This is a genomic window from Candidatus Acetatifactor stercoripullorum (assembly GCF_944382095.1).
Classification (GTDB): Bacteria; Bacillota; Clostridia; order Lachnospirales; family Lachnospiraceae; genus Acetatifactor; species Acetatifactor stercoripullorum.
On sequence record NZ_CALWMU010000007.1, the window covers coordinates 32,423 to 47,026 of the forward strand.

The following is a 14,604-nucleotide window of genomic DNA, read 5'->3' on the forward strand; positions in this document are numbered from 1 at the left end:
GAAAGGATACTGATAGGATGAAAATTAGCATTCAAAACGTAAGCATGACCTATCCAAACGGGAAGCAGGCACTGAAGGAGCTCAATCTGGAGCTTAATGCGCCCAGCCTCATTGGTCTGCTGGGGCCAAACGGCGCGGGGAAATCCACCTTGATGAAGCTTTTGGTGGCCGCTTTGATACCAACCTCCGGGTCGATTTTGGTGGACGGACACAGTCTGACTAAAACGGACCGCTCAACGGAGCAGCTGCTGAAGGCACGGCTGGGTTATCTGCCACAGGACTTTGGATTGTTTGATGAATTGACTGTAGCACAATTTCTGGACTACATGGCTGCACTGAAGGGACTGCGGGACCCCAAAGGTGGAATTCGGGAGGCAATTTTGGCTGTCAACCTGGAGGAGAAGGCAAATGCCAGGATACGCACCCTGTCAGGGGGCCAGCGTCAGCGGGTGGGTATCGCCCAGGCGCTGCTGGGAAATCCCTCCTTTTTGATCTTTGACGAACCCACAGTGGGTCTTGACCCGGAGGAGCGTATCCACTTTCGGAATCTGTTTTCCAGGACGGCGCAGAATCGTCTGGTGCTGCTGTCCACTCATATCATAGAGGACGTACAGTCAGTGTGTGACCAGCTTGTGGTCATAAATCATGGCAGAATTCTGTTTGTGGGCACTCCTGCGCAGCTGATTCAGGCAGCAATGGGGCATGTGGGTGTTTTTTGGGAACAGGAGGCTGTTTGGGAGCAGGGACTGCATATAACGGCCCGGGTGAACACCAGTCAGGGTATCCGGTGCCGGGCGGTTGCAGACACTCTTCCGGCTTGTGCCCAGCCGTCGGAGCCCTCGCTGGAGGATGCTTATCTTTATCTGATTTCCAGGGAGGTGGCAAAATGAAAAGAATTCGACTGTTTCCCTTGGAATTGGGACGGCTCCTGCAAAGCCCTCTTACCTGGCTGATGGTTTTTTTGACGGTTTTGTCCCCTCTTGCTGGGCTGACTTTATATAAGCCGGCTGCATCCAGTACCATGCTTTCCATGTACCTGGCCAATCCGGCTTTGGCCGGCGGTGTTGTGGGGGGCATTTTGTTTGGCCTGCTTGGGGTGTTTGAGCTGGACCGGGCAGGCCGCAGCCGGGCAGATGAGCTTATGGATGCGGTGGTTTCACCGCTGTGTATGGCCTTGGTGCGTCTGCTGGCCCTCACTGCAGCAGCGTTGCTGACAGTGGGTATCACCATGCTGGTCTGGCTGCCTGTCAGCTGGAGAATGATCGGCTCTGTGTTTGACAGTACGGATTATGTTTTGGCATACCTGTTGTTTATGGGACTTGCTCTGCCCCTTGGCATTTTGAGTGCAGCCTCCGCCTATCAGTTTACCAGACGGGTGGACTTGTCCCTGGTGCTGTTTGCTGCCTTTGGAGGTCTTAGTCTCACTGTTTGGGCGGATGACTGGCAGCTGTGCTGGCTGAACCCCTGTGTGTGGGCATTGTCGGACGACTTTTCCAACTTTCGGATTTTTCGTTCCGTGGCTTATATGCGCCTGACCTGGCTGGCGGCCCTTTCCGGGATTTGGACGCTGTCCTGGCTTGGCATCCGGCAGTACGGGAAGGGGCTTTTTGGCTCTCTGTGCCGCAGCCTTCGGCGGTGGTATCGCCCGGTGATTGCCTTGGTGCTCCTTGTTTGTTCCGGTATGGCCTTTGCTTCTCAGCCCATGGTGGACCACAGCAACCCGGATCAAACGGTTATGTCCTTTTATGAAATGCCTTATCTGGAAGGAGTTACCTGCTCCCGCCGCTTTGCCTGGGTATACCCGGATACGGATGACGGCACCGTAACGGGAAGGGCCGCCTATCAGCTTCAGAATACCTCCGGTCAGACTCAGCTGGTGGCATTTGGCGTAAACCCGGGTTATACCATTTCTTCCGTCCGTGCAAACGGGGTGGAGACGCCTTTTGACCTGGGGGAGTATCAGGAATATAACGAGGCTATGCTGGAGGTTGCCATCCCGGCGGAGGAAATGGTAGAACTGGTGGTGGAGTATGGCGGATTCCCCCGTGAGGATTGCAATACTTCCGCCTTTCAGGGCAGAGCGGAGATCAGTGCAGAGTACCTGTGTCTGGAAAACGCGGCCTTGGCGCCCCGCCTGATGAATGTACTGCCGGATCAGGGGATGTATCCCACAACGGTGGAAATTACCCTGCCCAGTCATATGACAGTGATCCCCTTTGGGGAAAGCCGGGCGGAGAATGTGGCGAAGAATGAGGATGGAACCGCAGTATGGCGCTATGAGGATAACGGCGTGGGAGGCATTCTCTATGCCGGGGATTACATATGCCGGGAGATCCAGGCTGGTGGTATCACTATAGAATTTTATTATGGTCGCAGGCATCAGGCTGTGATGGAGTCCGCCAAAGCAGTGGAGGCTGTACAAGCGGTGATAGATTACTGCACAGAGAATTATGGTTCCCTGTCCTTCGGCACGGGCGGCACCCTCAAGCTCATTCAGAGCCGGGTTTCCGGCGGAGGTTATGCCACGGACGGAGCCAGCCTGCTGGACGAGGCGGATTTTACTGCGGCGAATCTGAATGACAGGGACAAGGGAGCCATTCCCGGTGAGGTAATGATTCACGAACTGGTCCACCAGTGGTGGGGCTTGGGTAATATGTTTGACGTATCGGAGGATGGGAGTCCCTGGTCGGCAGAGGGGCTGACGGTTTACACTACTTACCGTATTGTAAAAGCGCTTTATGGAGAGGCCTATGCCCAGGAAAACTACGTAGAGCAATGGCAGCGGGCGGTGGACGATTATTACCTGAATTTTTACGTGAGAAATCCGGAGTATCTGGCTTTGCTGCCCCAGGAGGAGCAGCTGGAGATTACGGGGGATTTGTCTTATGTGCGCCAATATTGCGAGATGCCGCTTAAAATATTGAAGGCCCAGCAGCTGGTGGGCGGCGAGGAAGCTATGGATGGAATTCTGTACGATTTGTTTAACCGGGAACTGGACTGGACTTACCCGTATCTGACTTATCAGGATTTTTTAGACGCCTGCGGGCTGACGGAGGAGGAACTGAACCTTGTGTAAGATATTTGTCTATGAATGTAAGAGGCTTTTGTGGAACAAGTTTTTCTTTGGACTTGTAATGGTACTTTTGTTTTATGGATGGCAGGTGCTTAGCGGTGTGACAATTTTGGGAGTGTCCCACACCGCCCCCTTTTCTCCCTGGAGCTTTGGGGACTATTTGAGCCGGATGCTGCCGCTTTTGTGGATCGGCGCACTGTTTTTCCTGACCTTTTTTATCTCACCCAAAGCCCGGCGCGTGGCCGTACTCACGCATGCTGCCAAGATGGCGCCTGGCCGGTATGCGCTGGCCCGGTGCGCCGCAGCTTTGGTGGGAACCGTAATACTGGCGCTTTTTTGCTTGGCGGAAGCCGCCGTGTTTTACGGAACATATTTTGACTGGTATCAGTGGGGGGAATTGTTGGCCCCCGCACTGATTACCATTCTTCCCACCTTGGCATTTGCTTTGGGAAGCGGCTGGCTCTTAGGCCGGATCAAGCCCTGGCTGGTATATGGATGGATGTTTATACCGTTTTTGTGCAGGGTTCTTCCCCTGCCGGAGGTTTTGGGGCTTTGGGATGGAAGCTTTTTTATTCAGTATCCTCTCACGCTGGAGGAGCTGGACCCGGTCTTTACGATGCCGGCCAACATGGTTTTGGTGCAATGTGCTCTGCTGGTATTACCGATAGGTAAAATTGTCGCCCTCTTCTACGATGCACACCATGGTTTTTCCCGTGTTTAAGGTAATCTCGTTTCCGTTGTCGTCATAGTAACGGGTAGCGCCGTAATCGGAGGTTTTTTCCCATGTCACATGGATGCCCTTGCCGTTTGTGAAAAACCAGCCGTCCTTTGTGGTGTCATGGCACTGGAAAGCCAGATATCCTTCTCCCAGATCCTCGCTTTTGGTGTACTGCACCAGAATGTTTTTGAAGGTCAGCTGTTCACCTGTGACAGCGTCGATGTGAGGACCGTCGGTGGAACCGGACAAATGCTGGGATCTGTAGTACAGGCCATCATCCTCATTATATTCAAAATAGCATCTGGTCAAGGGATAGCAGCCGGACATATCAATGTAGGTTGCACTGTGGGCGTCATTTCCGTATTGGTCCAAAGTGTTGGGCTCGGCCTTCGTGGTAAAGTTGTAATGCTGTTCGTCGGCAAGTCCGCGGTATTCCAGACTGTAGCCCTTATCCTGCACCGCCTCCAGAATGCCGGGGCCGGAAACATAGGCGTTATGAGGGGATTTACGGTCTGTACTGCGGAAGAAGGCCTGCTCATCTGCACCGCCGGCGCTGCCGTTTATGTTCTGAGTGGTGGACTGAGCCAGCAGCTCGTCGATAAAGAAGGGGCCGCCGAAATGCACGAGAAAGGCATCCCACTCAAAGGCCCAGTATGCGTAGTAGGTACGGAGACTGCGGACATTTCCTATTTTCTCCAAATCCTGCCAGTCCTCGTAAATGGCCATCATACGGGTCATGCGCCCTTCCACGTTGGCCTCATATAAAATGGAGGCTTTGGAAAGATTATAATGGGGAATGGCATTGCTTTCATTGGGTGTAATCACTGCGATGGGACGGGTATTTGCCACCTCTTCATCCACCCATTCGTTGGTGAGTCTGCTGCGGACCATGCCCTCCCTGGGAGGCAGAGTGTCGTCCTCTGTCACTGTCTGAGTGCTGTCGGTGCCGGAAAGTGTTTCATCCGTTTCCGAGGACTGTGTTGCAATGGGTTCTTCATCCACGATTATGGGACTCTGAATATCCTCCGACTGTCCGCAGGCGCACAAAAGGGCGACGGAAGCGGCAAGGGTCAGCCAAATTTTTATTTTTTTCATATTGTTTTCTCTCCTGTTGCTGTTTTATGGAAAAAGAGATTTTCCATTCTTTTGCCAGTATAGCACAAAAAATTCCACCCGTCATTATGGGATGGCAAAATTAAGATTTCTTAATATTATGAAAGCAGGCTGTAAATGCAAACGGTGAGCAGGATACCCAGCAAAGCCCCCATCAACACCTGAAGGGGTGTATGTCCAACAAATTCCTTGAGCTTTTCCTGAGCGGATAATTCGCTGCGGCCCATGTCCTCAAAGGTTTTTAGCATATTGTTTAACAGCCTTGCCTGTATGCCTGTTTCCCAGCGTACTCCCATGGCGTCGTGCATGACGATAATTGCCAGAAAAAAGCATAGTGCAAACTCAAAGCTTCCCGCACCGTATTCAAAGTATGCCGCCGTGGCCAGAGAACAGACTGTGGAAGAGTGGGAGCTGGGCATACCGCCGCTGCCCACAAGCCGTTCAGCGGTAAATTTTTTGGTTAAGAACAGGTGAATCAGTGTTTTTAAAAGCTGCGCCGCAAACCAGGAAAGCACAGCGGCCCAGAACATGGTATTGGTGGATAATTCCTGAAAAAAGGACATTTTCCTCTCTCCTATCTCAAAGTAAGCCTGCTGTTATTATACCCTTTTGCCGGAAAAAAGTCCATGTTTTCGTCTTGCGAATCTAAGGCAGGGATAGTATACTGAAACTAATCAAGCTGGACGGGAGGAGCCTATGAGCCTACTAAGTGTGATCGTACCTTGTTTTAATGAGGAGGAAAGCGTAGAGCTGTTTTACACGGAGTTGATGAAGAACCATGATTTTTTCCGTGGAAAAGGCGTGGAGATAGAAGTGATCTATGTGGATGACGGATCTAAGGACGGCACGGTGCGGGAGATCAAAAAGCTTCATGAGCGGGACGAAAGGGTGCATATGATTTCCTTCTCCCGGAATTTCGGCAAGGAGGCTGCCATGTTTGCGGGGCTGGAACGGTCTGCGGGAGACTATGTGGTGCTGATGGATGTGGACCTGCAGGATCCGCCTTCACTGCTGCCGGAGATGTTTTCCTATGTGGAACAGGGCTATGACTCCGTGGCCACCAGAAGGGTCAGCAGAAAAGGGGAGCCCCCGGTGAGAAGCTTTTTTGCCAGATTGTTTTACCGCCTGATGAAAAGGATATCCAAAACGGAGATTATGGACGGCGCCAGGGATTACCGTCTGATGACCAGGAAAATGGTGGACGCGATTCTGTCTATGCGGGAATATAATCGCTTTACCAAGGGAATTTTCGGCTGGGTGGGTTTTGAGACAAAGTGGCTGGAATATGAAAATGTAGAGCGGGCCAAGGGAGAAACCAAGTGGAATTTCTGGAAGCTTCTGCTTTATTCCATAGACGGCATTACAGCCTTTTCCACAGTGCCGCTGATGCTTGCTTCTCTGGTTGGGGTGCTGTTTTGCGCCGTGGCTTTTCTGATGATTGTGTTTATTATTGTGAGAAAGCTGATCTTCGGGGACCCTGTGTCGGGCTGGCCCTCTTTAGTCTGCATTATCCTCATGACCGGCGGCGTCCAGTTTTTCTGTACGGGCATTTTGGGACAATACCTGGCGAAAACCTATATGGAAGTCAAAAATCGTCCGATTTACCTGACAAAAGAAGAAATATAAGAAATTTTAACACAATATGTGGGTTTGCGCGATGAAAAATGTTTGCAATTTTCGACGAATATGTTAAAATTTACTTCGACGGTTGCAGTAAAGAGCAGTACTCGACATATGAAAGGGGAATTCATTATGGAGATCACTGCTGTAAAGGACTACGAACTAGAAAGATATATTACGGATATTATGCTGGACATTGGAGTGCCTGCCCATTTAAAGGGTTATCATTATTTGAGAGACGCTATTTTGCTTTCCGGGAGGGATATGGAGGTGGTCAGCAGCGTTACTAAGCTGCTTTATCCTGCTATCGCAAAGAGATTTAAAACCACGGACCAGAAGGTGGAGCGGGCGATCCGCAACGCCATTGAGGTTTCCTGGACCAGGGGAAATGCTGAGACTTTTGAAAAAATGTTTGGTTATTCCATATCTACGGGTAAAACACGGCCCACAAACAGCGAATACATAGCGCGCATTGCCGACAAGGTACGCCTGGATATCAAAGCTATGTAGCCGCAAAGGAATGACTGTTTAAAATAGACAGGTAATAAAGTATGCTTTTTACTGCTGACTGTCAGATGCCGCAGGACGACCGGCTTGGTGATCCTGCGGCATTTTTTCAAAATATTGTATAAATTTCATAACTATGGTAAAATGTGAAAATAGAGCCTGCGAAACGACTTGAGGGCAGGCAGAGAGGTATTGACATGGCTTTCCTTTTAGGGCTGTTAATGGCGCTGGTTTCCTGCCTGCTTGGCAAGTGCGCTCTGGGTGTTTTATATGGGAATCAGCCTGCAAGGGATAAAAGACTCCGGGATGCTTTCCTGACAGGAGGTATTGTGGTGATTGGACTGGCCGAAGCGGCATATCTGGCAGCCGTGATTTCAGGGTGGTCTTTTTCTGGTTGTGTCAGGCTTTTTGGCGCGTTGACCGCTGCTTTGACCGCAGGAGCAGGCGTGTATCTGTTTTTGAGAAGAGGGCAGAAAAAAATGGGGCATATGCAGCGTCAGAATAGGGACGGGGGAACCCTTTGGACGGGCTTTCAGAGACTTTCTGGTTTCGGAAAGGCGGCCTTTTTCCTCTTTTGGCTCCTGCTTCTTTTGCAGCTTGTGAGCGTGGCGTCCCAGGGACGGGTGTACCGCCAGGGAGATATGACCGTGGAGACCGTAAACAGCTTTTTGGAGACGGACACCATTTATGGCGTGAACCCTTTGACGGGACAGGCTTATGAGCTGGGGATTCCTCTGCGCCTGAAGATATTGTGCCTGCCGGCTTTTTATGCCTGTCTGTGCCGGATATCGGGACTGGAGGCTGCCACAGTGGTGTGGGGCATTGTGCCTTTGTTTACGCTGTTTGGAGCATATTGCGCTTTTTTCGGCATTGGGGAGAGACTGTTTCCGGAAAGCCCTTCCAAAAGATGGATATTTCTGGCCTTTACGGCCCTGATTCTATGGGGGGGAGATTATATGTACGGCATGGATGGCTTCGGGCTGCTCTACAGCGGCTTTCGGGGCAATGTAATCAGGGCGGCGGTGCTGCTTCCCTATACCTTTGACCTGTGTATGCGGAAAATGTGGAAATCGGTTATCCTATGTATTCTTGCAGAGGCATGTATGGTGTGGACGCTTTATGGCATGGGAGCCTGCCTTTTGGCAGCTCTTCTGCTGTTTTTGATACAGAAGCTTCCGAGAGGTGCAAGGGGTCTGTTTCACAGGGAAGGAGGCTGATTATGAGAGAGCTTCTTCGCAATGCCTGGCTGGGATGGCAGAATTATACGGATGACGGCAAGCTGGCGGCGCTTTTGCTGGCAGCGCTGCTTTTTTTGTGGCTTAGAAATAAGAAGGTTTCACAGAAGGGCTTTTTAAGCTACGCTGTCCTTATGACGGCATGCTGTATTTTTCCTGTGACAGCCGCTTTATTGATGCTGTATCAGACAAAATTTTATGATTATCAGTGGATATGGAGTCTGGTTCCCATGACCCCCGTGATCGCCTGGGGCATTACGGAATTTCTGACGGAGGAAGCGGTCGTTAAGGGGGGAAGCGCGGGAAAGGGACCAAAAAAGGAGGGAAGCTATTTTCCCTTGCGGCCTGCCTGCTTTTTTGTTCTCGCAGCTGTGCTTGTGCTTTTGTGCGGAAGCCTGGGGCATCCTGCCTGGGATGTGGAGAAAGACCAGACACAAAGAGCGCAGTGCGCACAGCTTTTGGCACAGCTTCCCAGACAGGAGCAAGGCGCTTCCCTGTGCCTGTGGGGCCCCAGGGAAGTGATGGAATATGCAAGAGCCCTTGACGGAAGCGTGAATCTGATTTATGGAAGAAATATGTGGGATGAAGCTCTGAACGCGTATTTCTACGATGTGTATCCGGAGCAGATAAGGGAGCTGTACGAGCAAATGTGCAGTCTGGAGGAGACCGGGCAGTTTCTTCAGGACAATGGAAGCGGGGGGGGAGCTCCGGCGCCGGATAAGGTTCTTGCCGCCGCGGTGGAAAGGGGCGTAAATTGCTTTGTACTGCCGAATGCTGTCACACAGGAAACTTTGGTCAGCATTGAAGGAATGCTGGGCAGCCAGGCGGCGGCTGTGGGCAGCTATTACGTGATTATGCTGTGAGAAAGAAGCGGGGAAGACCGTGGAGGTTTCCCCGGAGGAGACAATGGAAGAGACGAATAACAGGGTGAGTATTGTTGTGCCCGTATATAATGTGGAAAATTTCATTGTGGAGACCATGGACTCTGTGCGCAGCCAGACCTATTCCGACTGGGAGCTTCTTCTTGTAGAGGATGGGAGCAGTGACAACAGCGCTGGGGTCATTGAGGAGTACAGGCAGCGCACCGGGGATGAGCGGATTCGTCTGATCCGCCAGGGAAAAAACCAGGGAGCGGCCAGAGCCCGTAACAGAGGCGTTTTAGAGGCCAAGGGCAGATATATTGCTTATTTGGATGGGGATGACTTGTGGATACCCCGGAAGCTGGAGCATGAGCTTGCCTTTATGCAGGAAAAAAAGGCCGCCTTTGCGTTTACCGGCTATGAGTTTGCAGATGAGCACGGGAAGGGCACAGGAAAGGTGGTGCGGGTGCCGGAAACCTTAAACTATAAGCAGGCGCTGAAAAACACCACAATCTTTACCACCACGGTTATGTTTGACACCCAGAGGATAGCAAAGAAAGAGCTTCAGATGCCCGAAATGAAAAGCGAGGATACCGCTTTGTGGTGGAAGATTCTGCGAGGAGGCGTCACGGCATACGGCCTTGATGAAAACCTGGCGTTGTACCGCCGTGGAGGAAAAACCCTTTCCTCCAACAAGGCGGAAGCCGTGCGGCGCATTTGGAATTTGTACCGCCAGGCCGAGCGCATGAGCGTTTTAAGCAGTCTCTGGCATTGCTGCTTCTGGGCCGTGCGGGCGGTAAAGCGCAGAATTTAGAAAACGGTGAGACGGAGGAAAACAGCCTTGGCAACCAACACTTATGAAAATAAATTGAGGAAATTGGAATCTCTTAAGCGTCTGATTAACATTGGACTGTCGGCCATTTGTCTGGCCCTGGAGATTTATATTTTCTATTATAATTTTGAACATCACTTCTCTCACAGCGTGGTGGAGCCCCTACGGGGCTTCTGGATCAGGGGAACCATTGTGGAGGTTTCCTTTTACGGCGCTATTCTGCTTTTATTGTCCACCATGTACGGCGGCATGCGCCTGGGTTATCTGAAAAATGTGGAGATTATTTTTTCCCAGGTATTTTCCACGCTGCTGGCAAACATTCTGATTTATGTAGAGCTTTCCATTATGGCCAGGGAGCCCTTTGTGCCTAACGTATTTATCATGATGATGGCCGAACAGACCATGGTGGTTATCATCTATATCAATATTGCCAACAGAATTTATCGGGCGATGTTTCCGCCCAGAAAGCTGATGCTGGTTCACGGAGACAGACCCATAGAGGATATTTGTGCAAAATTTCAAAGCCGCAAGGATAAATACCGCATAACCAAGACCATTCATGTGAACCAGGGCTTTGATGTGCTGTGCCGGGCTATCATGGAGTGCTATGAAAAGGGTGAGTGCAATGCGGTGGTGCTGGGGGATATTTCTGTGGAGGACAGAAATCTGCTGCTAAAGTTTTGCTATGCCCATTCCATCCGCATTTATCTGCTCCCGAAAATCACAGATGTTATTTTAATGGGGGCGGAGGAGCTGCATGTATTTGACACTCCCTTGCTGCTGACCAGAGAGTACAGTCTTACCATGGAGCAGCGCTTGGCAAAACGGATCGTAGACGTGGTATGCTCCCTGCTTCTTTTGATTCTGGCATCTCCCTTTATGCTGCTGACGGCTATTGCCATCAAGCTCTATGATCATGGCCCTGTCCTGTACAAGCAGGTGCGGTGCACTAAGGACCAGAAGCAGTTCTTCATATTGAAATTCCGCAGTATGCGCACGGACGCGGAGAAGGACGGGGTTGCCAGGCTGGCAAAGAAGAACGACAGCCGCATTACGCCCATTGGAAAATTTATCCGAAAGTGCAGGATCGACGAGCTGCCGCAGCTGTTTAATATATTAAAGGGCGATATGTCCTTTATCGGGCCCAGACCGGAGAGACCGGAGATCATTGCCCAGTACATGGAGATTATGCCGGAGTTTGCCTTCCGCATGAAGGTGAAGGCCGGTCTTGCGGGATTCGCCCAGGTGTATGGAAAATACAACACCTCTCCCTATGATAAGCTGAAGCTGGACCTTACCTATATCGAGAATTATTCTCTGTGGCTTGATTTAAAGCTGATGCTTTTGACCCTGAAAATATTGTTCTGGCCGGACAGCACGGAGGGCGTGGAGAGCGAGCAGATTACAGCCTTTAAAGAGGAGTACAAGGGTAAAACAGAGAACCGGGAAAAAACGGAGAACGAGAAAAAAGCAGGGGACGGGGAAAAAGCAGAGAACGAGAAAAGAACAGAAAACGAGAAACAGTCATAAATCGGGAGAAAAAGCCATGTGGGAAGGATATTATGGAAAGGAGCCCTTTGACCTTCGTCTGACGGCCCTTCGCTTTTTGAAGAACCTGGACAAAATCATAGTGGTGACGCTTGCAGGAACCCTTATTTTCGGAGGAGGCTATTATGTGAAAAATGTGCTTCTCCGGGGGGAGGTGTACTACAGCGCCCAGTCCACCTACAAGGTGGAGTACGCAGACCCGGACTGGTCCCAGTACGGCACTTATATCAACGACGCCACCTGGGACACTTACGTCCATACAGAGGAATTTCTCAATATGGTGCAGGGACATCTCAGGGAACAGGAAAGCTCCTGGGAATTAACCAACCATGAGCTGAGTGAAGCCCTGGCGGCGCAGCTTCCTACGGATCTGCGGGTGCCCCAGACCATCGTGACCACTGTGAGCCCACAGATGAGCCTGGAGATTGCAGAGGCGGTGGAGCAGGCCATGACGGAGGATTTTCCCCAGGTGACCAAGGAGGTGGCCTCCATCCGGGTGGTGGACCCGGCGGTTTCGGCCCAGGAGGTTTTTCTGGATGTGCGGCCAGGGAGGGCTTTTCTTTTGAGCGCCCTCCTTACCTTTTTCTTTGCAGTGGTGATTTTTCTCTTAAAGGAGACCGGGGAGGACAGTATTTGGCTGCCGTCCTCCATAAAGAAACGGTATGGACTTTCGGTGCTGGGAACCATGGGAAGTCCCTTTCTGAAAGAAAACATACGTTATTTATTTGCAGAAAAAAAGCGTGTAGGCGTCTGCTTTGCGCAGGACCGAGGAGACCCGGCGGCTGTGGCCAGTAAGCTGGGGGAATGCAGCCAAGGGATAGAATGGATTCCTGCCCCGACGCCGGCGCTGTGTCCGGAGGTCTGCCGGACGCTGCGGGAGATGGACGGCATTTTGCTGGCAGTGCCCGCAGGAAGCCATGCAGGAAAGCCCCTGGAATACACGCTGGAGTACCTGCGCCAGCAGGATTGTGAAGTAACAGCTGCTATTTTATGGGAGGCTGATGAAAAATTGATTCGAGCCTATTACTGGCTGGAGCGGGGGAAGGACAAATCGGGGGAAGAAGATTGAAAATTAAAATTTTCAATCTATAAAGCCGCTCACGCGGCAGAATGAGAGGAAGCATGAGAGTTGAAGTTCTGGCGTCTGTGATGAATCAGTCCATAGACCGCATTGTGGAGGAAATGAATTTGAGCTCCGACGCGGTGATCATCAATCAGTGTGACAGCCTTGGCTATGAGGAGCGGAAGAAAGCAGAGGGCAGAATACGCTTTTATTCCTTTCCAGAGCGGGGAATCGGCAGAAGCCGAAATGAGGCTATCCTGCGCGCCCAGGGGGATATCTGCCTTTTTTCGGATGAGGATATCGTCTATGAACCGGGATATGCAGAAAAAATCGTAAAGGAATTTGAGCGAAATCCCAAGGCTCATATGATTTTGTTTCACATCCAGGTGGAGGAGGAGCGGAGAACCTATCAAATTACGGAAAGAAAGCGAGTGCGCTGGTACAACTGTGGAAGGTACGGCGCAGTGAGCTTTGCGGTGAAAAGGGAAAGCCTACTTTGTTCAGGGGTGACCTTTTCTCTGCTGTTCGGGGGCGGTGCCAGATACAGCGCCGGAGAGGACAGTCTTTTTTTGAAGGAATTTATGAAAAAAGGCTTTCTGGTGTATACGGCTCCGGTGACCATCGGCAGGGAACGGGAGCGGGAATCCACCTGGTTTAGCGGATATCACCAAAAGTTTTTTTATGACAGGGGAGTGCTGTACCATTTTCTGTACGGGAGACTTGCACTGGGGATGGCCCTTCGGTTTCTTTTGGCCCACAAGGGGACCTTGTGCAGGGAGACAAGCTTAAAGCAGGCCTTTGCCTGGATGCGGGAGGGAATACGGGAGGCAAAAGCCCAATAGGGAAAACGCTTTTGTCCACCCTGAACAGGCAGGGGCTTTGAGAAAGGAGGAGCCATGGAGAGCAGTGCGCTTGTATATATCGGATTAACGGCAGTCACGGTCATCCTGGCTCTTTTTGTGGATAACCGGGATTTTGTGGCGGGGCGTATCCGGGGAGGCAGAGCCTTTGGTGAGCCTTGCGGCCTCCAGCGCAGGCAGGCTGGAAATCTGGTTGCGGAAACGGCGGTATACTGCCTGCTGGCCGGGGTATCTGCCTGCAGAATTGCAGTGGGAAACGATTACTGGGTCTATCGGGATAATTTCAAGCTGATCGCACAGGGCAGGCATGTGTCCTCGGAAATCGGCTTTAACCTGGTTGTGGACTGGATGCAGGAGCTGTTCGGCTATGATCAATATCTTCCCATTTTCGGCCTGTTTTCTCTGGTGACGGTATTCTTTTTTGTAAAGGCCCTTCACGACCAGGGAACGGATTACGCCTTTTCCCTGTTTCTTTTGCTGACGGGAGGCTACTATTTCAACAGTCTTAATTCCGTGCGGTATTATCTGGCTTTGGCGGTGGCCCTGTATGCCATGAAATATGTGCTTCGGGGCGAGTACGGAAAGTTTATTTTGTGGATTGCTGCGGGGGCTGCTTTTCATAAGTCCATACTGCTTGTGATACCTGTGTATCTGGCGGCCAGGCTTTTAGCCCAGGCCAAATTGAAAAAATGGCACTATGGAGCGGGAGCCCTTCTGCTGTTAAGCTTGGTGTTCGGCCAGAATTTTTACAGGGAGATTATTTTCCGCTTTTACCCCTATTATGAAAATTCTGCTTTTGACAATGGGGAATTATCTTATGTGAATATTGCAAAGTGCACAGCGGTGCTTGTGCTTTGTCTGATCTGCTATCAAAGAAGCCTGAAAGAGGATTTGATGAACCGCTTTTACTTCTTTTTAAATCTGGCGGGGCTTGTGGTATATTGCTGCGGTTCCTTTATTCCGGAGGTGTCAAGGGTGGGTTACTATATGATCGTGTCTCAGACCTTTTTGCTTCCCAGGCTTCTGCGTGATATCAGGCGGGGGTGGTTTTGTACTCTATGCTATGTAGGCGTCATCGGGGCCTTTGCAGGATATTTCGTGGTTCTGCTGTATAAAATGTATGATGTGGATGTGAGGCTTCTGCCATACTTGAACTGGATTTTCAACTAGGAGGA

14 protein-coding genes are annotated in these 14,604 nt (G+C 51.0%); 12 read left to right on the forward strand and 2 right to left on the reverse strand.

Annotated elements, in window-relative coordinates:
• Window positions 1-17: 17 nt before the first annotated feature.
• From SHK35_RS03405 to SHK35_RS03415, 3 genes are read left to right on the forward strand one after another with little or no spacing between them, the layout of a single operon-like run.
• Window positions 18-890, forward strand: a complete 873-nt coding sequence (locus tag SHK35_RS03405) for an ATP-binding cassette domain-containing protein (protein ID WP_318708572.1) — start codon at window positions 18-20, stop codon at window positions 888-890.
• The gene (locus SHK35_RS03410; protein WP_318708573.1) at window positions 887-3,076 is read left to right on the forward strand and encodes a hypothetical protein; all 2,190 of its coding nucleotides are present in this window, start codon (window positions 887-889) and stop codon (window positions 3,074-3,076) included. The genes SHK35_RS03405 and SHK35_RS03410 overlap by 4 nt, the downstream gene beginning before the upstream one ends.
• Entirely contained in the window at window positions 3,069-3,794 is a 726-nt protein-coding gene (locus SHK35_RS03415) for a hypothetical protein (protein ID WP_318708574.1), read from the forward strand. The genes SHK35_RS03410 and SHK35_RS03415 overlap by 8 nt, the downstream gene beginning before the upstream one ends.
• Here SHK35_RS03415 and SHK35_RS03420 read toward each other — a convergent pair.
• Complete coding sequence (locus SHK35_RS03420; RefSeq protein ID WP_318708575.1) at window positions 3,732-4,886, reverse strand: DUF3048 domain-containing protein; 1,155 nt, start codon at window positions 4,884-4,886, stop codon at window positions 3,732-3,734. The genes SHK35_RS03415 and SHK35_RS03420 overlap by 63 nt on opposite strands.
• A 116-nt stretch (window positions 4,887-5,002) precedes the next feature.
• Window positions 5,003-5,467: a divergent PAP2 family protein gene (locus tag SHK35_RS03425; protein WP_318708576.1), complete on the reverse strand. Its 465-nt coding sequence runs from the start codon at window positions 5,465-5,467 to the stop codon at window positions 5,003-5,005.
• A 133-nt stretch (window positions 5,468-5,600) separates the two neighbouring features.
• On the opposite strand from SHK35_RS03425, the gene SHK35_RS03430 reads away from it, so the two are divergent.
• The 9 genes from SHK35_RS03430 to SHK35_RS03470 all read left to right on the forward strand — a co-directional run bounded on the left by SHK35_RS03430 (window position 5,601) and on the right by SHK35_RS03470 (window position 14,599).
• Complete coding sequence (locus SHK35_RS03430) at window positions 5,601-6,530, forward strand: glycosyltransferase family 2 protein (RefSeq protein ID WP_318702784.1); 930 nt, start codon at window positions 5,601-5,603, stop codon at window positions 6,528-6,530.
• 126 nt (window positions 6,531-6,656) lie between these two features.
• The gene (locus tag SHK35_RS03435; RefSeq protein ID WP_318708578.1) at window positions 6,657-7,034 is read left to right on the forward strand and encodes a sporulation initiation factor Spo0A C-terminal domain-containing protein; all 378 of its coding nucleotides are present in this window, start codon (window positions 6,657-6,659) and stop codon (window positions 7,032-7,034) included.
• Window positions 7,035-7,228: 194 nt separating this feature from the next.
• Entirely contained in the window at window positions 7,229-8,248 is a 1,020-nt protein-coding gene (locus SHK35_RS03440; protein WP_318708579.1) for a DUF6077 domain-containing protein, read from the forward strand.
• A gap of 2 nt (window positions 8,249-8,250) precedes the next feature.
• Window positions 8,251-9,129 carry a hypothetical protein gene (locus SHK35_RS03445; protein ID WP_318708580.1) on the forward strand — a complete coding sequence of 293 codons (879 nt, stop codon included), beginning with the start codon at window positions 8,251-8,253 and terminating at the stop codon, window positions 9,127-9,129.
• 43 nt (window positions 9,130-9,172) lie between these two features.
• Window positions 9,173-9,940, forward strand: a complete 768-nt coding sequence (locus tag SHK35_RS03450; protein ID WP_318708581.1) for a glycosyltransferase family 2 protein — start codon at window positions 9,173-9,175, stop codon at window positions 9,938-9,940.
• A 54-nt stretch (window positions 9,941-9,994) separates the two neighbouring features.
• The gene (locus tag SHK35_RS03455; RefSeq protein ID WP_318708582.1) at window positions 9,995-11,488 is read left to right on the forward strand and encodes an exopolysaccharide biosynthesis polyprenyl glycosylphosphotransferase; all 1,494 of its coding nucleotides are present in this window, start codon (window positions 9,995-9,997) and stop codon (window positions 11,486-11,488) included.
• Between the two features lie 16 nt (window positions 11,489-11,504).
• Entirely contained in the window at window positions 11,505-12,575 is a 1,071-nt protein-coding gene (locus SHK35_RS03460) for a hypothetical protein (protein ID WP_318708584.1), read from the forward strand.
• Window positions 12,576-12,628: 53 nt separating this feature from the next.
• A complete protein-coding gene (locus SHK35_RS03465; protein ID WP_318708586.1) occupies window positions 12,629-13,411 on the forward strand; it encodes a glycosyltransferase family 2 protein in 783 nt (260 codons plus the stop codon).
• A 54-nt stretch (window positions 13,412-13,465) separates the two neighbouring features.
• The gene (locus tag SHK35_RS03470) at window positions 13,466-14,599 is read left to right on the forward strand and encodes an EpsG family protein (protein WP_318708587.1); all 1,134 of its coding nucleotides are present in this window, start codon (window positions 13,466-13,468) and stop codon (window positions 14,597-14,599) included.
• Window positions 14,600-14,604 lie beyond the last annotated feature (5 nt).